Annotated in this window: 24 protein-coding genes; 9 read left to right on the top strand and 15 right to left on the bottom strand. The window is 70.7% G+C overall.

Going from position 1 to position 20,856, the window contains the following annotated elements:
* Nucleotide 1: 1 nt before the first annotated feature.
* Together B1H19_RS34575 and B1H19_RS34570 are read right to left on the bottom strand one after the other, a co-directional pair.
* A complete protein-coding gene (locus tag B1H19_RS34575; protein ID WP_083110052.1) occupies nucleotides 2-490 on the bottom strand; it encodes a roadblock/LC7 domain-containing protein in 489 nt (162 codons plus the stop codon).
* The gene (locus tag B1H19_RS34570) at nucleotides 480-2,471 is read right to left on the bottom strand and encodes an ATP-binding protein (protein WP_083108826.1); all 1,992 of its coding nucleotides are present in this window, start codon (nucleotides 2,469-2,471) and stop codon (nucleotides 480-482) included. Before B1H19_RS34570 ends, B1H19_RS34575 begins: the two co-directional genes overlap by 11 nt.
* A gap of 421 nt (nucleotides 2,472-2,892) precedes the next feature.
* Here B1H19_RS34570 and B1H19_RS34565 point away from each other — a divergent pair, with 421 nt between their 5' ends.
* Nucleotides 2,893-3,486 (top strand): hypothetical protein, encoded by a 594-nt coding sequence (locus B1H19_RS34565; protein WP_083108825.1) that lies wholly within the window; start codon nucleotides 2,893-2,895, stop codon nucleotides 3,484-3,486.
* Between the two features lie 15 nt (nucleotides 3,487-3,501).
* Nucleotides 3,502-3,705, top strand: a complete 204-nt coding sequence (locus B1H19_RS38985; protein WP_159028208.1) for a hypothetical protein — start codon at nucleotides 3,502-3,504, stop codon at nucleotides 3,703-3,705.
* A gap of 1 nt (nucleotide 3,706) precedes the next feature.
* Here the strand turns inward: B1H19_RS38985 and B1H19_RS34560 are convergent, their stop codons facing one another.
* Entirely contained in the window at nucleotides 3,707-4,936 is a 1,230-nt protein-coding gene (locus B1H19_RS34560; protein WP_237289675.1) for an MBL fold metallo-hydrolase, read from the bottom strand.
* Nucleotides 4,937-5,024: 88 nt separating this feature from the next.
* Nucleotides 5,025-5,420: a trypsin-like serine peptidase gene (locus tag B1H19_RS34555; RefSeq protein ID WP_272482242.1), complete on the bottom strand. Its 396-nt coding sequence runs from the start codon at nucleotides 5,418-5,420 to the stop codon at nucleotides 5,025-5,027.
* A gap of 93 nt (nucleotides 5,421-5,513) precedes the next feature.
* Here B1H19_RS34555 and B1H19_RS34550 point away from each other — a divergent pair, with 93 nt between their 5' ends.
* The 4 genes from B1H19_RS34550 to B1H19_RS34535 all read left to right on the top strand — a co-directional run bounded on the left by B1H19_RS34550 (nucleotide 5,514) and on the right by B1H19_RS34535 (nucleotide 8,955).
* Nucleotides 5,514-6,365 (top strand): caspase family protein, encoded by an 852-nt coding sequence (locus B1H19_RS34550; protein ID WP_083108824.1) that lies wholly within the window; start codon nucleotides 5,514-5,516, stop codon nucleotides 6,363-6,365.
* Entirely contained in the window at nucleotides 6,362-6,568 is a 207-nt protein-coding gene (locus tag B1H19_RS34545) for a hypothetical protein (protein WP_083108823.1), read from the top strand. Before B1H19_RS34550 ends, B1H19_RS34545 begins: the two co-directional genes overlap by 4 nt.
* Nucleotides 6,569-6,767: 199 nt before the next feature.
* Complete coding sequence (locus B1H19_RS34540; RefSeq protein ID WP_418361494.1) at nucleotides 6,768-7,862, top strand: right-handed parallel beta-helix repeat-containing protein; 1,095 nt, start codon at nucleotides 6,768-6,770, stop codon at nucleotides 7,860-7,862.
* A 64-nt stretch (nucleotides 7,863-7,926) separates the two neighbouring features.
* The gene (locus B1H19_RS34535; protein WP_083108821.1) at nucleotides 7,927-8,955 is read left to right on the top strand and encodes a methyltransferase; all 1,029 of its coding nucleotides are present in this window, start codon (nucleotides 7,927-7,929) and stop codon (nucleotides 8,953-8,955) included.
* A gap of 85 nt (nucleotides 8,956-9,040) precedes the next feature.
* Here B1H19_RS34535 and B1H19_RS34530 read toward each other — a convergent pair whose 3' ends face one another.
* From B1H19_RS34530 to B1H19_RS34500, 7 genes are all read right to left on the bottom strand, one after another.
* Nucleotides 9,041-9,373, bottom strand: coding sequence for a TcmI family type II polyketide cyclase (locus tag B1H19_RS34530; RefSeq protein WP_083108820.1), 333 nt, complete (start codon nucleotides 9,371-9,373; stop codon nucleotides 9,041-9,043).
* A gap of 66 nt (nucleotides 9,374-9,439) precedes the next feature.
* Complete coding sequence (locus B1H19_RS34525) at nucleotides 9,440-9,916, bottom strand: SRPBCC family protein (protein ID WP_083108819.1); 477 nt, start codon at nucleotides 9,914-9,916, stop codon at nucleotides 9,440-9,442.
* 1 nt (nucleotide 9,917) lies between these two features.
* Nucleotides 9,918-10,175, bottom strand: a complete 258-nt coding sequence (locus B1H19_RS34520; RefSeq protein ID WP_083108818.1) for an acyl carrier protein — start codon at nucleotides 10,173-10,175, stop codon at nucleotides 9,918-9,920.
* Between the two features lie 16 nt (nucleotides 10,176-10,191).
* Nucleotides 10,192-11,463 (bottom strand): ketosynthase chain-length factor, encoded by a 1,272-nt coding sequence (locus B1H19_RS34515; protein WP_083108817.1) that lies wholly within the window; start codon nucleotides 11,461-11,463, stop codon nucleotides 10,192-10,194.
* The gene (locus B1H19_RS34510; RefSeq protein WP_083108816.1) at nucleotides 11,460-12,728 is read right to left on the bottom strand and encodes a beta-ketoacyl-[acyl-carrier-protein] synthase family protein; all 1,269 of its coding nucleotides are present in this window, start codon (nucleotides 12,726-12,728) and stop codon (nucleotides 11,460-11,462) included. Before B1H19_RS34510 ends, B1H19_RS34515 begins: the two co-directional genes overlap by 4 nt.
* Nucleotides 12,725-13,159, bottom strand: a complete 435-nt coding sequence (locus B1H19_RS34505) for a cupin domain-containing protein (protein WP_083108815.1) — start codon at nucleotides 13,157-13,159, stop codon at nucleotides 12,725-12,727. The genes B1H19_RS34510 and B1H19_RS34505 overlap by 4 nt, the downstream gene beginning before the upstream one ends.
* 61 nt (nucleotides 13,160-13,220) lie before the next feature.
* Nucleotides 13,221-14,345: a SchA/CurD-like domain-containing protein gene (locus tag B1H19_RS34500; protein WP_083108814.1), complete on the bottom strand. Its 1,125-nt coding sequence runs from the start codon at nucleotides 14,343-14,345 to the stop codon at nucleotides 13,221-13,223.
* 253 nt (nucleotides 14,346-14,598) lie between these two features.
* Between B1H19_RS34500 and B1H19_RS34495 the strand changes: the two genes are divergently transcribed.
* Nucleotides 14,599-16,233, top strand: a complete 1,635-nt coding sequence (locus B1H19_RS34495) for an FAD-dependent oxidoreductase (RefSeq protein ID WP_083108813.1) — start codon at nucleotides 14,599-14,601, stop codon at nucleotides 16,231-16,233.
* Nucleotides 16,234-16,267: 34 nt separating this feature from the next.
* Here the strand turns inward: B1H19_RS34495 and B1H19_RS34490 are convergent, their stop codons facing one another.
* From B1H19_RS34490 to B1H19_RS34480, 3 genes are read right to left on the bottom strand one after another with little or no spacing between them, the layout of a single operon-like run.
* Nucleotides 16,268-17,188: an SAM-dependent methyltransferase gene (locus B1H19_RS34490; RefSeq protein WP_083108812.1), complete on the bottom strand. Its 921-nt coding sequence runs from the start codon at nucleotides 17,186-17,188 to the stop codon at nucleotides 16,268-16,270.
* A complete protein-coding gene (locus B1H19_RS34485; protein WP_030064252.1) occupies nucleotides 17,185-17,463 on the bottom strand; it encodes a DUF397 domain-containing protein in 279 nt (92 codons plus the stop codon). The genes B1H19_RS34490 and B1H19_RS34485 overlap by 4 nt, the downstream gene beginning before the upstream one ends.
* Before the next feature lie 6 nt (nucleotides 17,464-17,469).
* A complete protein-coding gene (locus tag B1H19_RS34480; RefSeq protein ID WP_083108811.1) occupies nucleotides 17,470-18,336 on the bottom strand; it encodes a helix-turn-helix domain-containing protein in 867 nt (288 codons plus the stop codon).
* Nucleotides 18,337-18,472: 136 nt separating this feature from the next.
* Here B1H19_RS34480 and B1H19_RS34475 point away from each other — a divergent pair, with 136 nt between their 5' ends.
* Complete coding sequence (locus tag B1H19_RS34475; protein WP_237289674.1) at nucleotides 18,473-18,934, top strand: ATP-binding protein; 462 nt, start codon at nucleotides 18,473-18,475, stop codon at nucleotides 18,932-18,934.
* Nucleotides 18,935-19,000: 66 nt separating this feature from the next.
* Here B1H19_RS34475 and B1H19_RS34470 read toward each other — a convergent pair whose 3' ends face one another.
* Entirely contained in the window at nucleotides 19,001-19,801 is an 801-nt protein-coding gene (locus B1H19_RS34470; RefSeq protein WP_083108809.1) for an SGNH/GDSL hydrolase family protein, read from the bottom strand.
* A 251-nt stretch (nucleotides 19,802-20,052) separates the two neighbouring features.
* Between B1H19_RS34470 and B1H19_RS34465 the strand changes: the two genes are divergently transcribed.
* Nucleotides 20,053-20,856: a tyrosine-protein phosphatase gene (locus B1H19_RS34465; protein ID WP_237289673.1), complete on the top strand. Its 804-nt coding sequence runs from the start codon at nucleotides 20,053-20,055 to the stop codon at nucleotides 20,854-20,856.

The raw sequence follows: 20,856 nt of genomic DNA, 5'->3' as shown, positions 1-20,856 counted from the left end.
CTCAGCGACCGCCGGTCGGGTTCTGCTGGCGCGCCGGCGTGGACAGATAGGGCCGCACACTCTTGACCAGCATCCCCATCTCGTACGACAGCACCCCCACATCGGCGTCGCGGCCGGCCAGCACGGCCAGGCAGGCGCCGGTTCCGGCGGCGGAGACGAACAGGAAGCTGGACTCCAGCTCCACGGCGACCTGGAGGACCTTGTCGCCGGGCGCGAAGCGCGCGCCGGTGCTGCGGGCGAGGGAGTAGAGACCGGAGGCCAGGGCGGCCATGTGATCGGCGCTGTCCGGGTCGAAGCCGTGGGCGGCCTTCACCAGGCCGTCGGAGGTCAGCAGGAGCGCGCTGGTGGTATGCGGGACGCGCTGGATGAGCCCGGTCAGGAGCCAGGCCAGTTCCCCCTGTTGCCGGCCCTGGGCCTGGGCCTGCGACGCGGTGTGCGGCTGCGCCGTGAACGGCTGCGGGTGCGGCTGCGTGTGCACATCACTCACCATGGTTGTGGTCGTCTCCTCGGGGGCGGGCCGTGGCGGCCTCGTGGTCGTGGTCGGCAAGCGGCTGGGGGCCGCCGGGGCTGCTGGTGTCGCCGCCCTGGCCTGCGGGGGTGCGGTTGCGGTAGGCGGCGAGCCCGGCCGCGTAGTCGTCGTCGCCGAGGCTGAAGCCGCGCTGGAAGGTGGCCATCAGCGTCGGGTCGTGCTCGGGTTCGGGGCCGGTGCTCTGCGACGGCAGGATCGGGTCGCCGCGGAGTTCGGGCACCAGATGGGTCTGCTTGATCCGGCGCGGCAGCCGGGGGCGGGCGCCGTCGTCCGGGTCGGCGGGCGGGGCGGGCGGCAGCTGGACGGGGCCGGGGGCGGCGTCCGAGCCCGCAGGACCGGAGGCGCGTCCAGGGACGGAGACGGAGTCGGAGTGCGCCGAGGCGGTGGCGCGGACGGGGCCGGTGGGTGGCATGGCCGAGTGGTCGTCGGCGCCCTGCCGGGGTGCTTCGAGTGCGCGCTCGGGGCCGGTGGCGGCGGAGTCGAGGCTGCGGTGGCGGCCGCGCGGCTCGTCCTCGTAGGCATCGGAGGCGTAGCGGGCGTAGGGGTCGTGCTCGTCGTCGCGTTCGAGCGTCGTCGTGGTCTCCGGCGGGGCGCCGGTGACCGCACCCTGCTCGCCGTTGCCGTCCTCCTCGGGGGGTGCCTCGCCGAGGAGTTCGGTGGGCACGATCAGGACGGCCTGCACGCCGCCGTAGATGTTGTTCCGCAGCTGGACGACGATGCCGTGGCGGCGGGCGAGCGAGGCGACGACGTACAGACCGATCCGGCCGTCGCTCAGCAGCTCTTCGACATCGACGTTGTAGGGGTCGGCGAGCAGCGCGTTCATCTGCGCCTGCTCGTCGTGGTCCATGCCCAGGCCGCGGTCCTCGACCTCGACGGCGAGGCCGGCGGTGACCAGCTGGGCGCGCAGCATGATGGGGGTCTGCGGGGCGGAGTAGATCGAGGCGTTCTCGACGAGTTCGGCGAGCAGGTGGACGACGTCGGCGACGGCGTGCCCCTGGAGATGGCCCTCGATCGGCTGGCAGAGCTTGACCCGGGGGTACTGCTCGACCTCGGCGATGGAGGAGCGCAGCACCTCGACCATGGAGATCGGGCGGGTCCACTGGCGCCGGGAGATGGCGCCGCCGAGGACGGCGAGGTTTTCGGCGTGCCGCCGGGTGCGGGTGGCCAGATGGTCGACGTGGAAGATCCCCTTGAGCAGATCGGGGTCCTCGACCTGGTGCTCCAGCTCGTCCAGCAGCAGGATCTCGCGGTGCACCAGGGACTGGAGGCGCCGGGCGAGGTTCACGAAGACCTCGACCTTCTGCTCGCTGCCGGTGGCGTTGCTGCGGGCGATGGCGACGGCGTCGATGACGGCGGCCTCGGCGGCGCGGCCGGCGGCGGTCACCTCGTGGGCGAGCAGATCGAGGGTGTCGCCGGTGGCGGCGGGGGCCTGGTCGGATGCGGGATCGCGGTGGTGGAGGCGGTCGCCCCGGCGCACCCGGTCCAGGAGGTCGTAGAGGTCGGACTGGCTGCGGGCGCACACCTCGCGGAGGCGGGCGTAGCGCATGACGACGGCGCGTGCCTCGGAGTTGGCGGTGGCGCCCGCGGTGAGCACGATGACGCAGACCAGCCCCAGCCCGCCGGCCAGCACCGGCCATTCGCGGCCGGTGAGGTGGGCGCCGCCGGCCTGGACGGCGAAGGCGGCGACGGCGGTGGAGACGACGGCGACGAGCAGGCAGGGTACGGCGGCGAGCCGGACCAGACGGGACCGTATCGCCGAATCGGCGGCCGACTCGGGGAAGGCGGCCCGACCGTGGCGCCCGCCGTCGCGCTCCCGCCGCGCGGTGGGAAGGGGTACGGGGAGCCCCCCCGGGGAACACTGATCCCCGGAGGAACTCTCCCCTTCCGGGGACCTGGGGACCTCCGGGGACGTCTGGGTCCCCTGGGGGAATGCGGCAGGCATCGGCGCCCTCCGGATCGGCCGTTGGCAGTTCACGGAGCACGCACGCTAGTTGTTGCCGGGGTGGGAGTCGGACCCACTTCGAGGTTTCGCCACCCCTCGCCACCTCCTTGAGTGGGCGTCGCACGGACAGTAGTGCGATTTCATGCGAACTCCCGTTCAGGAAAAGGGAGTTGGGGAGCAGAACGCAGGGGACGAGCGCGGGCGTGAGGGGCTCCGCCGTCACGGGTGGCGCCAGGGGCGGGAGATGAGGGCGGACGCCGCACGCAGCGGTCCGCGTCGGCGCATTCACCGCCCAACCGCCGGCGCACTCACCGCCCAACGGAGATCAACACGATCCAACGGAGATCAATTCGATTTCTCCGGTAAAGGGAAGGTAATGTCCCGCGGGACCGATTTACTTGCTCCACCCGGGGGAAATCCCTTGCGTAAGATCACCGCTGCCGCGATGGCCGGTATATCCGCCGCGGCTCTCCTCGCCGCCGGCGCCTCCTCCGCCCAGGCGGCAGAGGACATTCCGTCCGACTACTCGGGCGAGGCGCTCGCCGATCACGTCGCCGTCGAGGATATTCCCGGCGCCGCCGTCACGGCCGAGGACGAGAAGCTGGTGAAGGCGCCGAACCCGATGCTGCGTTCGGCGGCCGGGTCCACCGCTATCGGCTCGTTCAGCTATTCCATCGGCGGGGCCACCTTCAACGTTCCCACCGGCTGCTTTCTGACCCATTCGATCAAGGGGTCCGGAAAGAAGATCGACCGCCAGATCACGGGTGTGGACTGCGTCGGACCTGCGGTGCTGGCCACCCGCTTCTGCAACACCCGCCTGGAATACCACTACGCCGATACGGCCGGGAAGACGTACAAGATCGTGCGCGGCCCGCTGAACACGACGTGCAAGACGGGGACGGTGCCCGTGTACAAGACGGGGAAACGAACGCTTCCCAAGTACGGGAAGGCATGTGCCCAGCTGTTCGTCAACGGTAAGCGGCGCGCTGTGCAGTGCCACTTCATCACCAAGTAGTCGATGATGACGGATATGCCTTACCGCTCTCGCAACTGGTGGATCGAATGCGCGGTGTTCGTGTCGGTGTCCGCGGCATGCACCGTTCTCCTGGCGCTGCTCTGGATCGTTTCCCTCGGCGGGCGTGAAGCGACCGCAAGTGCGTGGGGATTCCTCGTTCCCGGAATTCTCGCCGGGCTGTGGGCCGCTCGCCGCTACCGGCGGCGGCACGGCGGCTGAGTCACCTCTCGCCCGCCAAGTCGAGTTCGCCGTCGGCCTCTTGCACCACGGCAGGGAGCCGGGGCCGGCGCCAGGGATGGGCGAGGGGGGCGGACACCGCGCGCCACCAAGGATCGGCGGGGACCTCTCCGGCGGGTTCGAAGGGCTGGCCCGGCCGCGGGAACGCCACGGCCTGCCCGGCCTCGTCCGCCGCGTTCCTCGTCCACTCACCGGGCTCCGCCCACGGGTGCACCGACAGGCTGAACGTTGCCCAGTGGATCGGCAGCAGCACCCCGTCGGGCCGGTGTCCTTGCAGATCGAGGTGGGCCTGAACGCCTTGTGCGGGCGTCATGTGGATGTCCGGCCAGGCGCCGGGCAGGGGCAGCGGGTCCGTGCGGTCCGCAGGCCAGAAATTGGAGTACGCGCCGACCTGGATCATCGTCACATCGAACGGGCCGTGGGCGGCGCCGGTCTCGGCGAAGCCGGGGAAGTAGCCGGTGTCGCCGCTGTGGTAGATGCGGTGCTCGGGTCCCGCCACCACCCACGAGGCCCACAGGGTGTGCTGCGGACCGCGCAGTCCGCGGCCGCAGAAGTGCTGGGCGGGGGTGGCCGTCAGGGTCAGCTCGCCGATCCGGGTGGACTCGTGCCAGTCCAGTTCGGTGATCCGCTCCGGTGGGACGCCCCAGAACTCCAGGTCGGCGCCGACGCCGAGCGGGACGACGAAGGCCGCGCCGGAGGCGATCAGGCCCTGGACGGTGGGCATGTCGAGATGGTCGTAGTGGTCGTGCGAGATCACGACGGCATCGACCGGGGCCAGCGCGGCCGGGTCCACCGGCACCGGGTGCAGCCGTTTCGGGCCGATCCAGTCGAACGGCGAACAGCGCTCGCCCCAGACCGGGTCGAACAGCACCCGTCGCCCGTCGATCTCGGCGAGCACGCTCGAATGGCCCAGCCAGGTGATCCGCAGCCCGGAGGCCGGCGGGCGGCCCCAGTCCGCGGCGGTCGGGTCGTACACCGGAATCCGGCCCGCCGGGACCCGGCGCCGCCGCGCCTCGCGGCTGAGCTGTGCGCGGGCCATCGGCAGCGCGGAGGCCCGGAACAGCTCCCGGGTGGGCGCCGGATTGCGGAACTGGCCGTCGTGGAACTGCGGCGATCGGCGCATCCTGGCCAGCCGCTCCCCGGTGGGCTCGGCGCCGAAGGCGGCGGGCCGCAGCGCGCGCAGCGGGGTCCGGCGGGGTCGGGAACCGGTCACGGCACCTCCATGGTCGGGACGGTCCCCAGGGGAACGGCGCGAGCGGCCGGGGTATTCCCCGCAGCCGGGATGTTCCCGTACCCCCGCCTCAGACGAAGTTGACCTCCGCGCGGGACAGCAGCGGGTCGTCGACCAGCTGCCACAGCGGTACGGCGTAGTTGCCGTAGCCGTAGCGGCCGCCGTAGTGCAGGCCGAGGACGCGGTGGTCGGCGAGGTCGAAGACCGGGGAGCCGCTGTTGCCGCCGAGGGTGGAGCAGTCGTGCTTCATGGTCGTGCGCTCGGGCAGCAGTTCCGCGGTGGTGCCGGGCTGGAGGCGTTTGACGTGGTAGACGTCCATGAAGATCCGGCGCATCGACTCCGGTTCGTTGCGTCGGCCGTCCCAGGCGGGGTAGCCGATGCAGTACACCGGCCGGCCGGGCAGATCGGCCGGCGCGTCGGCGGCGACGGCCAGCGGGCCGGGCGGCGGGGGCGGCGCCGAAGCCACTCGAACAGCCGGGCGCACGGGAGACGGGGCTCGTCGCGGGGCATGCATCGAGGCGCCTCCGCTGTCCCCCGACCCCGTATTCCAGGAGCCCCTATGGCCACCGGCGTTTCCCTCCATGTCGGACTCAACAGCGTCGATCCGGCGCAGTACGACGGCTGGGACGGTCGGCTCGTCGCCTGTGAGAACGATGCCCGCGATCTGGCGGAGCTGGCCCGCGGCGCCGGCTTCGAGGAGACGGTGGTGCTGACCGCCGACGGCACCACCGAGAACATCACCGGCGAGCTGCGCAGGGCGGCCCGGCGGCTGGAGCACGGTGACATCTTTCTGTTCACCTACTCGGGTCACGGCGGCCAGGTGCCGAACGCCGAGGGCGGGGACACGGAAGCGGATGAATTCGACGAGACGCTGGTGTTCTACGACCGGCAGTTCCTGGACGACGAGCTCTACCGGGAATTCGGACGGTTCGCCGACGGGGTGCGGATCCTGGCGCTGCACGACAGCTGTCACAGCGGGTCGGGCATCGAGGTGCGCGAGGTGCTCACCCCCGAGGCGATGCAGCGGCAGTTCCAGACCAGCGACCCGAACCGGATCGAGGACACCTCGCGGCTGATGCCGGTCGTCAAACAGGCCGAGATCTACGAGCGGGACAAGGAGTTCTTCCGGAACGTCCAGCGCAGCCTGGGCACGAAATCGTCCCGGAGAGGGAGCACCAGCGCGCTGCTGATCTCCGCTTGCCAGGACAATCAGCTCGCCTCGGACGGCCCGGTCAACGGCCTGTTCACCGGGACGCTGCTGGAGGTGTGGGACAACGGGACGTTCCACGGCGGATATCGCGCATTCCACCGGGACATCCAGCGGAACATGCCGCCCACCCAGAGCCCGAACTTCTATGTCACCGGACAGCCCGGTGAGACGTTCCTGGCGCAGCGGCCGTTCACGGTATGAGCCATCCGCCCGTCGTCGTGCATCCGCCGTCCCCCGACGGCGGCCGACAGGTGACCATCGGGGGCGAGCCCGTCGGCCGGGCGTACAGCACCGTGGACGTGCTCGAATTCCTGCGCCGGGCCGGTCTGGCCACGGACGTGGTGACCCTGGACGACCGCGAGGTGATCGAGTGGCGGGGCGGGGACCACGAGGTCTGGTCGTGATCCGTACGGCATTCGGGACCGCGCCCACCCGATCTGCGTACCTGCTGTGGTCATCGGGTTACTGCATGTGGCAAGCGGTCGTCATCGCCCATAGCTTCGCCTCATGACGAGGCGACAGATCAGGCGACCGGCGCGACGGCCTGCGCGGTGGCAGGCGCGGCGGCGGACCGGCCGTCAGGCGAGAGGGACGGAACGGCCCGTGAGACGAAGAACCGAGCACCCCGCGACGCGACCGGGCCTGCGCCGCCTGGTGTGCGGGGCGTACCTGGCGGCGGCGGTGGCCGGCGGGCTGGCCACGGCCCCGCCGGCCGGTGCCTCGGACCTGCACCTCGTCCATCAGGGCGAGTCGATCCAGGCGGCGGTGGATGCGGCGCGCCCGGGCGACACCGTCCTGATCGGGCCCGGCGTCTACCGGGAGAGCGTGGTGATCAAGGAATCGGGGGTGACCCTGCGCGGGTCAGGCCCGCGGACCGTGATCGGCCCGCCCGTGGCGCGGGCGGAGAACGCCTGCGGTCAGGACGGCGACGGCATCTGCGTGCTGGGCGATCCGGGGCGCCGTCTGCGGGATGTCGGGATCCGTTCGCTGACCGTCGCCGGCTTCAAGAAGAACGGCATCTGGGCCACCGGCACGATCGGGCTCCGGGTGAGCGACGTCGTCGCGCGGAACAACGGCCAGTGGGGAATCGCCCTGGAGCGGTCCGTGCGCAGCCTGCTGCGGGACAACGCCGCCCGCGAGAACGGCGACGCGGGCATCTTCCTCGCCAACGTGGTCGAGGAGGAGGACGGCGCCCTGGACACCCAGGGCACCGCCATCGTCGGCAACTTGATGGCGGGCAACCGGATCGGCCTCACCGTACGACGGGTCCGGAATCTGCACGTGGACGGCAATCGGATGACCGGCAACTGCGGCGGGGTCTTCGTCGTCGGCGACGAGACCCGCCCCCGGGCCGGTGACCTCTCGCTGCGGGGCAACGACGTGACGTGGAACAACAAGCACTGCCCCGCCACCAAGCGCCTGCCGTTCCTCCAGGGCATCGGCATCGTCCTGACGGGCGCCGAGGAGACCTCCGTGCGGGACAACCGGGTCGTCGACAACGTCGGCACCTCGCCGCTCTCCGGCGGCATCGTCCTGTTCCCCAGCTTCGCGAAGGCCCCCAACGTGCGCCACGAGATCCGGGACAACGTCATGCTGCGCAACCGGCCGGCCGATTTGGCCGACCGGGACCGGGACGGTTTTGGACACCGGTTCGTCGGAAATGTCTGCCGGGTCTCCGAGCCGGCCGGCCTGTGCTGAGCGCTGCGCGCACCTCCGGCGGACCAGCAGTACCAGGAGCACCCAGCAGCAGAATCGAGGCGCAATGACCACCGTAAGCCCCACTCCCCAGTCGGCCATGCGGCTGCGGGAACTCGTCTTCGGCGCCGCGTGCACGGCCTCCGTACGTGCGGCAGTCAGACTCGGCGTGGCGGACGTGCTGGGGGACACGCCCGCCGGCGTCGAGGAGCTGGCCGCTGCGCTGCGCACCGAGGCGCGTCCGCTCCAGCGGCTGCTGCGCGCCCTGTCCTGCTACGGGATCTTCGAGGAGAGGGACGACGGGACCGTCGCCCATACCGAGATGTCGCGGCTGCTGCGCGAGGACGCCCCCGACAGCCTCCGGGATATCGCCCTGTGGTGCACCGAGCCGTGGACGTGGGAAGCCTGGCCGCGGCTGGAGGAGGCGGTGCGCTCCGGCCACAGCGTCTTCGACGACCTGTACGGCAAGGGCTTCTTCGACTATCTGCACCAGGACGCCCGGGAGTCGGCGAAGGTCTTCGACCGGGCGATGACCGCCTCCAGCAAGCAGTCCGCGCACGATGTCGCCGAACTCCTGGACCTGACCGGGGTGGCGTCGGTGGCGGACATCGGCGGCGGGCAGGGGCACGTACTGGCGAGTCTGCTGGAGAAGCACCCGGATCTGGAGGGGTCGCTGCTCGATCTGCCCAAGGTGGTGGCCAACGCCGATCCGCGGCTGCGCGACGGCGGTCCGCTCGCCTCGCGGGTACGGTTCGTGCCCGGCGACTGCCGGGACGAGATCCCGGTCCGGGCCGATCTCTACATCATCAAGAACATCCTGGAGTGGGACGACGACAGCACCCGGCGGACGCTGGGCAACATCCTGGAGGTCGCCCGGCCCGGCGCCCGGGTGGTGATCATCGAGAATCTGGTGGACGACAGCCCGTCGATGAAGTTCACCACGTCCATGGACCTGTTGCTGCTGCTGAACGTCGGCGGCGCCAAGCACACCAAGGAGAGCCTCATCGGCCGGATGGCGGAGGCCGGGCTGCGGGTGCACGACATCATGCCGGTCAACGCGTATCTGCACGCCTTCGAGTGCAGCGTGCCGGGATAGCGGGCCGGGAGAGCCGGCCGTGGTCCCCCGCGCGGGTGCCCGCGGCCGTGACCGGCCGCGGGCACCGGGGCAGCGGGTCACCGGGTCAGCGGGAGGTGTCGCGTTCCCAGGTGTAGAACTGCCGGGCCATCGCGTCCTTGGGGCTGCGCCAGGTCTCCGGATCGTACGCGCTGACGTACGCGGAGAGCCGGTCGCTGACGGAACGGAATTCGGGGTGCTCCGTCAGCTTGGCGATCTCGGGTCCGGGCGGCTTCTCGGACTCGATGAGGTGCAGATACACGTCACCGAACTGGAAGAGGCTGCGCCGCGAGACGCCGATCAGATGCGGGAGCTCCGTCTGGTCGGAGGCCGCGAAGACCTCGGCGATCTTCGGAGCGGACTGTGGCGCCATGCGGGCGACGATCAAGGCATGGTGCATCGGTGCGTCCCTTCGGTTGCGGGCCGGACGGTTGCGTACCGGTGGCGTACCGGCGGGTGAGGGCCGTCAGTTGGGGCTGGCCGAGCCCTTCATGGCACGGTTGCGCGCCTCGATCTTGTCGCGGATCAGCTCCAGTTGGATCTTGGAGTTGCGGTTGATGTGCTCGGTCATGCCCGCATCGTCGACCGGGGCCTCCGGCTTCATCGCGAAGTCCTGCGTCCAGTACATCCCCGTACCGCCGGGCAGTTCGCGGTAGGTCCAGTGGATGTCCATATGCGCGAACGGGCCGGTCTCCACCCGGCGGGCACGCACGCTCAGTCCCGCGCGGTCGACGGTCCGCTCGGAGACCCAGCTCCAGACGGTGCCGTTGTCGTCGGGGTGCATGGTCAGCCGGAAGGTCGTCTTGTCGCCCTCGCGGGAGAGCACATCGACCGCGGCGTACTCGCTGAACAGCTGGGGCCAGTTCTCCAGGTCGTTGGTCATGTCCCAGACGAGGTCGAGGGGAGCGGCGATCTTGATGTCGTTCTCGGTGTGGCCAGGCATATCAGGCTCCTGTCGTCGGCACGGTGTTGACAAGGTCGAGGAAGTCGCGCGGCGTCCTGCTGCGCTCGGCGTCGTTGGGCAGCGGCCGGCCCAGGCGGTTCTCCAGCTCGCCGACGATGCCGAGCAGACCGAGCGAGTCCAGCCCGAATTCGGCGAAGGGCGCATCGGCCCGCTCCGCCAGATCCGCTGGCTCGACGGACAGCCCGGCGCCCTTCTTCATCAGCGAGGCCAGCTCGTCGAAGGTCAGTTCAGCGCTCATGACGGGTCTCTCCTTCTCACCAGGGGGACTCGGCCGGGCCCTTGCGCAGCACCAGTGCCGCGTTCGAGCCCATGAGTCCCCGGCTCAGCACCAACGCGGTCCGCAACTCGGCCGGTCGGGCCGAGACCGTGACCAGATCGAGGTCGTGGTTCACCTCGAAGACGTTGGGGGTGGGGGGCACGACGCCGTGCTCCATCGAAAGCACCGCGGCCGCCGCGTCCAGGACGGGGGCGCCGCAGTACGCCCGGCCGGTGCCGGTCTTGGGTGCGGTCACGGGCACCTCCGTGGCGTGCTCGCCCAGCGCGTCGGCGATCGCATGCGCCTCGGCATGGTCGGCCGCCGGCACCCCGAACGCGTCCGCGAAGACCACATCGATCTCCTCCGGCGCGCACCGCGCGTCCTCCAGCGCACCGGTGATCGCATGCGCCAGCCCTTCGCGGGACTCCTCCCAGCGGGCCGCGCCGGTGAAGGTCGCGGCGTGTCCGGCCACCACGGCGCGCACCGGTGCCCCGCGGTCGAGGGCCGCCGTCTCCTCCTCGACCACCAACATCGCTCCCCCCTCGGCGGGGACGAAGCCGCAGGCGGCGTCGGTGAACGGGCGGTAGGCGCGGTAGGGGTCCGCGCCCCGGCTGAGGTCGTCGTAGCCGAGCTGGCAGACCACCGAGTACGGGGCGAGCGGCGCCTCGGCCGCGCCGACGACGACGGCGTCGGTGCCGCGCCGGATGGTCCGTCCCGCATGCGCCAGCGCGTCCAGACCGCCGGCCTCGTCGCTGGCCACCACGCCGCAGGGGCCCTTGAAGCCGCCGCGGATGGAGATCTGGCCCGTACTGGCCGCATAGAACCAGGCGATCGACTGGTAGGGCCCGACGTGTTTGGAGCCCTGGCCCCACAGGTGCTGGAGTTCCCGCTGGCCGAACTCGCCGCCACCGGAGCCGGCCGCGGTCACCACGCCCACCGCGAACGGCGAGTCGTTGTAGTCGGCGCGGCCCAGGCGGGCGTCGTCCAGCGCGAGGTTGGCTGCCGCCATGGCGAAGTGGGTGAACCGGTCGGTCTGCACCAGGTAGCGCTCTTCGATGAGCGCGGCCGGGTCGAAGTCGCGTACCTCTCCGGCGACCTTGAGCGGCAGTTGCTCACAGCCTTCCCGGGTGACCAGGTCGAGCACGCTCATGCCCTCCCGGGTCGCCTTCCAGAAGACCTCGGTGCTCACCCCGTTGGGGGCGATGACGCCGATGCCGGTGACGACGGCCCGTCGTTGCCGGCGATGTGGCAGCTGTTGCAGGGAGCTCATCGGGCCCTCCCACCCCGTCTGGTCAGCACCACCGCGGACTGGAAGCCACCGAACCCGCTGCCGACCGAGAGCACCGACCGCAGCGGCAGCTCCCGCGCGGTTTTGGGCACATAGTCGAGGTCGCACCGGGGGTCCGGGGTCTCGTAGTTGGCGGTCGGCGGTACGACCTGGTGGGCGAGTGCCAGCACGCACGCGACGATCTCGATCGCCCCGATCGCGCCGAGCGAATGGCCCACCATGGATTTGATGGAGCTCATGGGCACGTGGTAGGCGTACTCACCCAGCGCCTTCTTGACCGCGGCGGTCTCGTGCCGGTCGTTCTGCTGGGTGCCCGAGCCATGCGCGTTGACATAGTCGATCTGGGAGCTGTCGACCTGCGCGTGGGCGAGTGCGCGGTTGATCGCCTCGGCCATCTCCAGGCCCTCCTGAGTGAGCCCGGTCATGTGGTACGCGTTGCCGAACGTGGCGTAGCCGCGTATCTCGCAGTGCACGGTGGCGCCGCGGGCGCGGGCGTGTTCCAGCTCCTCCAGGACGAGGACGGCGCCGCCCTCCCCCAAGACGAACCCGTCGCGGTGGGCGTCGAACGGCCGCGAGGCATGGGCGGGGTCGTCGTTGTTGGCGGAGGTCGCCTTGATGGCGTCGAAGCAAGCCACCGTGATCGGGGAGATCGGCGAATCCGAGGCACCGGCGAGGCATACGTCGAGCCGCCCCTCCTCGATGGAGTGGAAGGCGTAGCCGATGGCGTCGAGGCCGGAGGTGCAGCCTGTGGAGACGGTCTGCACCGGGCCGCGGGCGCCGGTCTGCTCCGCCACCGCGGAGGCGAGCGAGCTGGGGGAGAACGCCCGCTGCAAGTGGCGGCCGGCCGGCCGGTGGTCGACGTCCCACTTCCGGCCGACGTCGCTGACGGCGACGTAGTCGTGTTCCAGGCGGGTGGTGCCGCCGACGGCGGTGCCCAGCGACACCCCCATCCGCCACGGGTTCTCGGCACCGGAGTTCAGGCCCGCGTCGCGTACCGCCTCATCGGCGGCGACCAGCGCGAACTGGATGTACCGGTCCTGTTGGGCCACCTGTTCCGCGGTCAGCCGGTGGGCCGCCGGGTCGAAATCGCACTCGGCGGCGATCCGCGAGCGAAAGCCCCCCGGGTCGAAGAGGGTGATTCCACGCGTCGCGGTGCGCCCGGCGGACAGCAGGTCCCAGAAGGCGGGCACACCCACGCCTCCCGGCGCGACGATGCCGACTCCGGTGACCGCCACGCGTCGGGTCATGACACCGGCTCCTTGCGTTCGGGTGGTCCCGAGGGCGCGTCTCCGTCCGTCTCCTCGGTGTCGACGTGTCCCAGGTCCGGGCGCGGGGCCAGCGGGCCGAGATGGAAGACCATCCGGACCTCTTCGTCGCCGACGTTGCGGAACCGGTGGCGCACATACTTCGGGATCAGCAGGCCCTGGTCCGGGCGCATCGGATGCGGCTCGCCGTCCAGGTCCACTTCGAGGGCGCCGTTCACCACGTAGACGAACTCCTCGGAGTACGGGTGGTAGTGCTCGCCGATGCGCTCCCCCGGCTGTACGAGGGCCATGCCCATGAAGCCGCTGGTGGCGCCCACCGCGGTGGGTGTCAGCATGGCGCGCAGGTCGCCGCCGCGGCGACGGTTGGGCTTGGTCTCGCTGAGGTCCACGATGCGTGGGCGGTGCGTGGTCATGGCTGCCTCCTCCAGGTACGGGGTGCCGGCGGGTGGGACCGTGGGAATGCCGGATGCGCGGTCAGGAGTCCTCCGGCGCCCGGCGGTCGGTGATCAGGTCCATGTCGGAGCGCGCCAGGAAGTGCGCCATCTCGCGGTCGGTCGTCAGTCCGCCTGCCACGTCGGTGTCCATCAGGCGCTTGAAGACACCCCGCTTGCGGGGACCGCATACGCCGATGACGACGTCGGGGTCGCAGTCGTCGAGGGGCGTCCGCAGGTCGATGAGCCGGACGACGATGTCGTCGCGCTGGAAGAGGGTGCTGCCGGCGAGGGGGCCGGCGGGGTCGTCGGCGGCCGCGTCGTCCTGCCGGGCCAGCATCCGGGCCAGCGCCATACCGCAGCCTTCCTTGGCCCGGTAGTACAGCGCGTGCCGTTGCAGGTCACCGGGGACGGGGCCGTCCGTGGCGATGTGGTGCACCGCGGGCAGCGCGGCCCGGGTGAAGAAGTCCCGCGCGGAGTTGGGGTCGGTCAGGTCCCGGTCCTGTTCGAGGTAGGGGTTGATGGCCTCCTCGACGGCCCGTACCTCGGGCTGTTCGGCAACATGGCGCAGCGCGGCGACGAGGTCGCCCTGCACCTCGACCGCGCGGACGACTCGGTTGCCGTGCATGAACAGCGAGGTGCGGCACAGCCGGGTGGACTCGTCGACCCTCGCCTCGGGGGAGGCGTAGTCGGCGAGGATCTCGGCGACCATCGACTCGCTGCCGGGTTTGACGGTGAACGTCAGGGCGTGGCGGACGACGCCGTCGCCGACGCGGGGGGCGACCTGGAGCTGACCCCTGGCGGTTTCGGGCGCGTTCGCGGAGTCGCTGGAGGTCTCGCGCAGCACGCTGAAACGCAGCGACCGGGTGCGGCTCACGCAGTCGTGCAGCGGCTGTACCAGTTCGACGTGTTCCTCGCTGTTGACCCAGGCCAGGAACGGCGGGGCGCTCTCCCATTCGCTGGTGATCAGCCACTCCGAGGGGTTGTCGATGGACTGGCACAGTTGGTCGGTGAGGTGGCCGGGGACGGAGGCCACCTGGTTGCGCAGGTTCTCGTAGGCTTCGAGGAAGCGCTGCTGGGCGCCTTCGTGGAGGTCCAGCATCAGGACGACCCGGAGTTTCGAGCCGTCGAACGCGGACTGCGAAATTCGTTCCGACACTGTTGTCATCGTCTACGCATCTCCCTCGGAGCGAGCGGACTCCCGTGGTGCGTCGTCAGTCCCGGAGGTCATCCGGACGCCGACCCGGCCTACGGGGGGCGAATCGGCCCCCCGAACGGCGGACGTCGCCGTCCCGAATCGATCGTGGGGGCGCCCCCCTGGGCGCGCGAGGCGTGTGAGCCATGCGGGTGAACCATGATCGAACGCTTGGCTGGCCGGGGAAACTCGCTCTCCGTAGACGTGACAGGAGCTGGAGCGGTCAATGAGTGCAGCGGGCGAAGAGCGGGTTCCGGTACTTGTCGTGGGCGGCTCCCTGGTGGGGCTGTCCGCGTCGCTGTTCCTGGGGCGTCTGGGCGTACGGCACATGCTGGTGGAGAAACACTCCGGTACGTCGCGGCATCCGCGCGGACGGGGGAACAACGTCCGCACCATGGAGCTGTTCCGGGTTGCGGGCGCCGAACGGCCCATTCGCGAGGCGGCGTCCGTCCTGGCGGACAATCACGGCATCCTCCAGACGCCTTCGCTGACCGGCGAGGAGCAGGAGTGGCTGTTCAAGGAGATCGACCCGGGCGGCGGGCTGGCGAAGTTCAGCCCCGCCGGATGGTGTCTGTGCAGCCAGAACGATCTGGAGCCGGTGCTGTTGCGGTGCGCCCGGGAGCTGGGCGGCGATCTGCGCTTCCACACCGAGCTGATCTCGTTCGACCAGGACCGCGACGGGGTGACCGCGGTCGTCAAGGACCGCGACAGCGGCGAGCACACCACCGTCCACGCGGACTATGTCATCGCGGCCGACGGCCCGCGCAGTCCGTGCCGGGAGCTGCTGGGCATCGGCCAGACGGGCCCGGGCGACCTCTTCCACAATGTGAGCATCACCTTCCGGGCCCCGCAGCTGGCGGACGTGGTCGGCGACCGCCGCTTCATCGCCTGCTATCTGACCAACCCGGAGGCGGACGGCTGTCTGCTCCCGGTGGACAACGCGGCGGAGTGGGTCTTCCACGCCCCCTGGCACCCCGACCGGAACGAGACCCTGGAGGACTTCACCGACGAGCGGTGCATCGAGCACATCCGCCGGGCGACCGGGGTCATGGACATGGACGTGGAGATCACCGGCAAGGCGCCCTGGCACGCGGCCGAACGCGTCGCCGAGCGGTATGCGGCCGGGCGGGTGTTCCTGGCCGGTGACGCGGCCCATGAGATGTCGCCCACCGGGGCGTTCGGCTCCAACACCGGTATCCAGGACGCCCACAACCTCGTGTGGAAGCTGGCCGCGGTCCTGGACGGCTGGGCGGGGCCGGGCCTGCTGGAGACGTACGAGACCGAACGCCGCCCGGTGGCGAGCGCGACCAGTTCGCGGGCGTCGGCCCGGTCCGCCGAACACAGCCACCCCGGGTATGCCGCGGCGCCCGGCGCGGGCGGCGGCCGGCAGAGCGGCGTGCTCACCGTGGCCCTCGGCTACGGCTATCCGCGCGGCGCGGTGGTCGGCGCCGATCCCGCGCTCCCGGTCGTACCCGCCCGGATGCAGCTGACCGGCGCCCCTGGTACCCGGGCGCCGCATATGTGGCTCCAGCGCGCCGGCGTACGGCTGTCGACGCTGGACCTGTACGAGAAGTCCCTGGTCCTGCTGACCGGCCCGGAGGGCGAGCCCTGGCACGCCGCCGCCGCACGCACCGCCGAGCGCTGGGCGCTGCGGCTCCCCGCGTACCGCATCGGCACCCGTCCCGAGGACGATCTCGCCCCCGAGCAGGGCGCCGACTGGGCCGAGGTCCACGGCACCACCCCGCAGGGAGCGGTGCTGGTGCGCCCGGACGGGTTCGTGGCCTGGCGGGCGCAGGGCGCGGCGGCCGACCCGGAGGCGGAGCTCGACCGGGTGCTGGCGGCGGTGCTCTGCCGGGCGTAGGGGCCTGGCGTCCGGTGTCCGTCCGCCGCGCGGTTCAGTCCTTTCTGCCCACCCCGCCGTAGAAGACGATGTCGTTGAGTTCGGCGGGGCCGGGCACTTCGCCGTCCGGCCGCCACAGCGGAATCCGTACGATGCCCGGTTCGAGCGGGGTGAACGGGCCGAAGAACGGGGCGATGTCCGCCTTGGAGCGCAGCTGGAGCGGCGCGGCGGAGCGGCGGTAGACCTCTTCCGCCGCGACCCGCATCCACTCCTCCACCCGGCCCTCCGGGTAGCCCTCGTAGGGCTCGTAGGTGGGATGGCTCAGGACGAGGTGGCTGCCGGCGGGCAGGGCGTCGGCGAGGGCGGCGACGCAGGCGGCGGGTTCCTCCTCGTCGCGCAGGAAGGACAGCACGATGCCCATCACCAGCGCCACCGGCCGATCGAAGTCGATCAGCGTCCGGACGGCGGGGTGTTCCAGCACCGATTTCGGATCGCGCAGATCGCCGAGGACGAAGGCGGTGCGGTCGGTGTTGGTGAGGCGGGCGCCGGCGTGCGTGGCGACGATGGGGTCGTTGTCGACGTAGACGACAACGGTGTCGGGTGCGGTCTCGCGGGCCATCTCATGGGCGTTGGGCGAGGTGGGGATGCCGGTGCCGATGTCGATGATCTGGCGGGTGCCGTCGCCGACCAGTTCGCGCACGGCCCGCCGCAGGAACGCGCGGTTGGCCAGGGCGCTCTCGCGGACGTGGGGGTGCATGGCCAGGATGCGGTCCCCGGCCTCGCGGTCGACCTCGTAGTTGTCCCAGCCGCCGAGGAAGTAGTCGTGCATCCGGGCCGGGTGCGCCTTGCTGGTGTCGATCTCCTCGGCCGAGAAGCCGGAGTGCTCGGGCCCTTTGACGTACGGCCCGATCTCCGGGACCCCGCGGCCGGCCTCCTCATGCGCAAAGCCCTCGCTCGTGCCGTCGCGGTCGATCATGCCGTCCTCCGCTCCGCGCGCCGACAGGGTGCCGCGGTGAGCAGGAAGTCGGCGTGCCCGGCCTTCGCGCCTTCGATGAAGCTGACCATTTCGCGCTGGGTGTAGATCAGCGCCGGGCCGTTGGGGTCGGTCGACTGGCGCAGCGCCACGCGGCCGTCCTTCAGGCGCATGGCTTCGACGCACTCGCCTCCGTTTCCGCCACTCCACGGCTTGTGCCAGCCTTCGTTGCCCAGTTCATTGGCGGGCATGCCGTTGTAGATGCGTATGCGATCCATGGGGGGTTAGATCTCCTTGCGAAAGCCACCCAGAATGGCCCTGGTGGTGTGTGCCGGCGCGGCCTGCGCACACATCCGGTCCAGGGCCTCCAGGAACTGCGAGACGTCGTTGCGCTGGTCGAAGTACACGGCTCCGACGAGGCTTTCCGCGTACGCGATGTCCGGGAGCTCCGGAATCGGAAAGCGGAAAATGTGGAACGGCCCGTACATCGCGGGATGCGGGCCGGAAGCGAAGGGCATGACCTGCAACCGGACGTTCGGCAGCGAGGTGGCCTCCATGAGCCGGGTGATCTGGTCGCGCATCACCTTCGGGCCGCCGATCGGGCGCCGCAGGACGGTCTCGTCCATCACGGCCCACAGCATCGGCGCCCGTTCACGGGTCAGCAGCGACTGCCGCTCCATGCGCAGCGCCACGATGCGGTCGATGTCCGCGGCGGGGGCGTGGGGCATCCCGGCGCGCAGGACGGCTGCGGCGTAGTCCTCGGTCTGCAACAGGCCGGGGACATAGTGGGGCTGGTAGGCCCGGATGAGGTTGGCCTCGCTCTCCAGGCTGACGAATGCGCTGAACCACTCGGGGAGGACGTCGCGGAAGCGGTGCCACCAGCCGGGCTTGTTCGCCTCCCGGGCGAGCGAGAGGAAGCCCTCGATCTCGTCGTGGTCGGTGACGCCGTAGGTGGCCAGCAGTTTCTCGACGTAGGGGAGCTTCAGGCCGACCTCGGCCTTTTCCATCCGCCGTATCGTGGCGTGGGTGACATCGAGGGCCCGCGCGGACTGTTCGAAGGACAGTCCCGCTTTCTCGCGCAGGTCCTGGAGTCGCTTGCCGAGCACCACCCGAAGGACGGTCGGCGCTCCGGCCGAACGTGGGTCCACCACGTCAGATCCCCTCCAACTGACTTATGTGGTCAGCAGTGTGTCATGCCGTCAGGATGTCGAACAGACTGCATATGCGATTCTGCAAATTACAGAGTGATCCTTGCCATCGGTGACCAACATCGCACATAGTTACGTGGTGGCTTCCTCCAAAAACGCTCCTTCGTTAGGGCGCCTCTGCGGCTATGCCGCCGGGCACCCCCAGGACGCGTTCCATTTGCCGGCGCGGCGCACCTCGGTCCCCGAGGCCCGCAAGCGGGTCATCGCGCTGCTGCGCGAATGGGGCGCGGCTCAACACGTCCGCGACGACGTGGAGTTGGTGGTCTCCGAGCTGTTCACCAATGCGGTGCGGCACACCGACAGCGAGAAGGTCGGCTGTGAACTGGCTCTCGTCGGGTCCCACATCCGCATAGAGATCACCGACGAGGGCGGTCCCGGTCTTTCGGCACCGCACGCCCAGCCCGGCAGCGTCGACAAGGAGGGCGGGCGGGGGCTCTTCCTCGTCGGCGCGCTGTCCGAGAGCTGGGGAACGCGGCCCGGCGACAGCGGCCGGGGCCGGGTCGTGTGGGCGGATCTGCCGTACACCGCCGCCACCCTCTGAGACCCCGGTCCGCATCCGCGGAGACCGGGGCCTCAGCCATGCGCGCCCGTTCGCCGGGCCCTGCCGCTACAGCGGCAGCAGATCGGGCCGCTTGGGCTCGACATGATCGCCGGAGGACTCGCCACGCAGCCGGCGCCCGATCCACGGGACGAGGTGCTCGCGCGCCCAGTGGATGGTCTCGCGCCGGGCCTCGGCGGCCGAGCGTTCCGCCTCCGGGGGCCACGGCTGGTCCGGTTCGGCCGGCACCGTCAGCCCCAGCACCTGCGCCGCGCGCAGCGCCACCCGGGTGTGGCCGTCGGCCGACAGATGCAGCCGGTCCTCGCTCCAGGCCCGCCGGTCCTGTACGGACTTCAGCGACCACAGGTCGAGCACCGGGCAGTCGTGCCGGTCCGCAATGGCCCGCACATGGGCCGTATACGTAGCGATCTTGCCGCGCAGATGCCGCAGCACCGGCATCCCGCGGGTGTCGAACCCTGTGCACAGCAGCACCGTCCCGACCGATTCCCGCAGGTCCGCGACCGCCTTCTCATAGCGCTCGGCCACCGCGTCCGGGTCCGAGCCCGGCCGCAGGATGTCATTGCCGCCGGCACAGAATGTCACCAGCTCGGGGCCCAGCTCCTTGGCCCTGGGCACCTGCTCCTCGACGATCTGGTCGAGGAGCCGCCCCCTGACGGCAAGGTTCGCGTAGCGGAAGTCCCCCTCTTCCCGCTGGTCCGACAGGAGGACCGCGAGCCGGTCCGCCCAACCGATGTACGCCCCGTCACGGCCGGGATCCCCGACCCCCTCGGTGAAGCTGTCCCCGACGGCTGCGTACGACCCGATGGCGCCATGGGCGCCGCTGTTGATGTTCTTCGAATCGTCTGCCACGTCAACACATACTTCACGTTCGGAAGTGACTTACGCCACCGTAACCAGGGGTTGACGAGAGGTGATTAATGCCACCAGGTCAATTTCTCCTCAAGTTGGAATAATGAACGGCCACAGAGAGTTCCACCATCGCTTCATGCACCCCTCCCCACGGGTGCTTGCCCCTTGCACCCATGTTGCAGCGGCTGCCGTATGGTCGGAGGTACCCGCGCGTCGACGCCCAGGTCGGCGGCCGAACCGAAGGAGCGCCCGTGACGCAGACGCCGCAGGTCCCGCAGGAGCAGTTCGACCTCGCGGGGGTCCGTAACTTCCGTGATGTGGGCGGGCTGCCGACCGTGGACGGGCGTCGGGTACGGCACGGACGGCTCTTCCGCAGCGGCCACCTCGCCCATGCGACCGAGGCGGACGCGGCGTACCTGAGCGGGCTCGGGCTGCACACCGTATTCGACTTCCGCAATTCCGGGGACATCCGGATCGAAGGCCCCGATGTCGCGCTGCCGGGTGTACGGAATGTGAACATCCCGCTGACCGACCCGGCCGACGGCGCGGAGTTCTGGGCCATGGTGCGCGACGGCGAACTCGACCAGCTGCGCGTCCTGCTCGGCGACGGCAAGGCGGCGGCCAGGATGGTCGCGACCTACCGGCACATCATCACCACCCGCACCGAGGACCACAGCCGGGTGCTGCACTCCCTCGCCGAGGACAGCGTCCCCGCCCTGATGCACTGCGCCGCCGGCAAGGACCGCGCGGGCCTGTCCATCGCCGTGACGCTGCTCGCCGTCGGCGTCGAACGCGACGCCATCGAGGCCGACTACCTCAAGTCCAACGAACCGCACCGCCGCTACAAGGTCCGCCGCTCCGGCCCCTCCCCCGTCATGCCCCCCGAGGTCGAGGAACTCCTCTCCCCCCTCTTCGGAGCCGACTCCGACTACCTCGCGGCCGCCTTCGACGCCATCGAAAGTACCTGGGGCTCCACCGAGACCTACCTCACCGAGGGCCTCGGCCTCACCCCCGCCACCCGCGAGAAGCTCCGCGCCCAGCTGCTGACCGACTGA

The sequence above is a fragment of the Streptomyces gilvosporeus genome, from assembly GCF_002082195.1.
In the GTDB taxonomy this organism is placed as follows: domain Bacteria; phylum Actinomycetota; class Actinomycetes; order Streptomycetales; family Streptomycetaceae; genus Streptomyces; species Streptomyces gilvosporeus.
Note: the sequence above shows the minus strand (reverse complement) of the source record. Positions and strands in the feature narration are given on the sequence as shown.

Excerpts from the sequence above, each read along its gene's own strand:
- B1H19_RS34495 (WP_083108813.1), top strand. The coding sequence starts at position 14,599 with ATGAGTGCAGCGGGCGAAGAGCGGGTTCCGGTACTTGTCGTGGGCGGC.
- B1H19_RS34490 (WP_083108812.1), bottom strand. The coding sequence starts at position 17,188 with ATGATCGACCGCGACGGCACGAGCGAGGGCTTTGCGCATGAGGAGGCC.
- B1H19_RS34575 (WP_083110052.1), bottom strand. The coding sequence starts at position 490 with ATGGTGAGTGATGTGCACACGCAGCCGCACCCGCAGCCGTTCACGGCG.
- B1H19_RS34525 (WP_083108819.1), bottom strand. The coding sequence starts at position 9,916 with ATGCCTGGCCACACCGAGAACGACATCAAGATCGCCGCTCCCCTCGAC.
- B1H19_RS34570 (WP_083108826.1), bottom strand. The coding sequence starts at position 2,471 with ATGCCTGCCGCATTCCCCCAGGGGACCCAGACGTCCCCGGAGGTCCCC.
- B1H19_RS34530 (WP_083108820.1), bottom strand. The coding sequence starts at position 9,373 with ATGCACCATGCCTTGATCGTCGCCCGCATGGCGCCACAGTCCGCTCCG.
- B1H19_RS34505 (WP_083108815.1), bottom strand. The coding sequence starts at position 13,159 with ATGACCACGCACCGCCCACGCATCGTGGACCTCAGCGAGACCAAGCCC.
- B1H19_RS34515 (WP_083108817.1), bottom strand. The coding sequence starts at position 11,463 with ATGAGCTCCCTGCAACAGCTGCCACATCGCCGGCAACGACGGGCCGTC.
- B1H19_RS34510 (WP_083108816.1), bottom strand. The coding sequence starts at position 12,728 with ATGACCCGACGCGTGGCGGTCACCGGAGTCGGCATCGTCGCGCCGGGA.
- B1H19_RS34485 (WP_030064252.1), bottom strand. The coding sequence starts at position 17,463 with ATGGATCGCATACGCATCTACAACGGCATGCCCGCCAATGAACTGGGC.
- B1H19_RS38985 (WP_159028208.1), top strand. The coding sequence starts at position 3,502 with ATGCCTTACCGCTCTCGCAACTGGTGGATCGAATGCGCGGTGTTCGTG.
- B1H19_RS34550 (WP_083108824.1), top strand. The coding sequence starts at position 5,514 with ATGGCCACCGGCGTTTCCCTCCATGTCGGACTCAACAGCGTCGATCCG.
- B1H19_RS34500 (WP_083108814.1), bottom strand. The coding sequence starts at position 14,345 with ATGACAACAGTGTCGGAACGAATTTCGCAGTCCGCGTTCGACGGCTCG.
- B1H19_RS34520 (WP_083108818.1), bottom strand. The coding sequence starts at position 10,175 with ATGAGCGCTGAACTGACCTTCGACGAGCTGGCCTCGCTGATGAAGAAG.
- B1H19_RS34535 (WP_083108821.1), top strand. The coding sequence starts at position 7,927 with ATGACCACCGTAAGCCCCACTCCCCAGTCGGCCATGCGGCTGCGGGAA.
- B1H19_RS34545 (WP_083108823.1), top strand. The coding sequence starts at position 6,362 with ATGAGCCATCCGCCCGTCGTCGTGCATCCGCCGTCCCCCGACGGCGGC.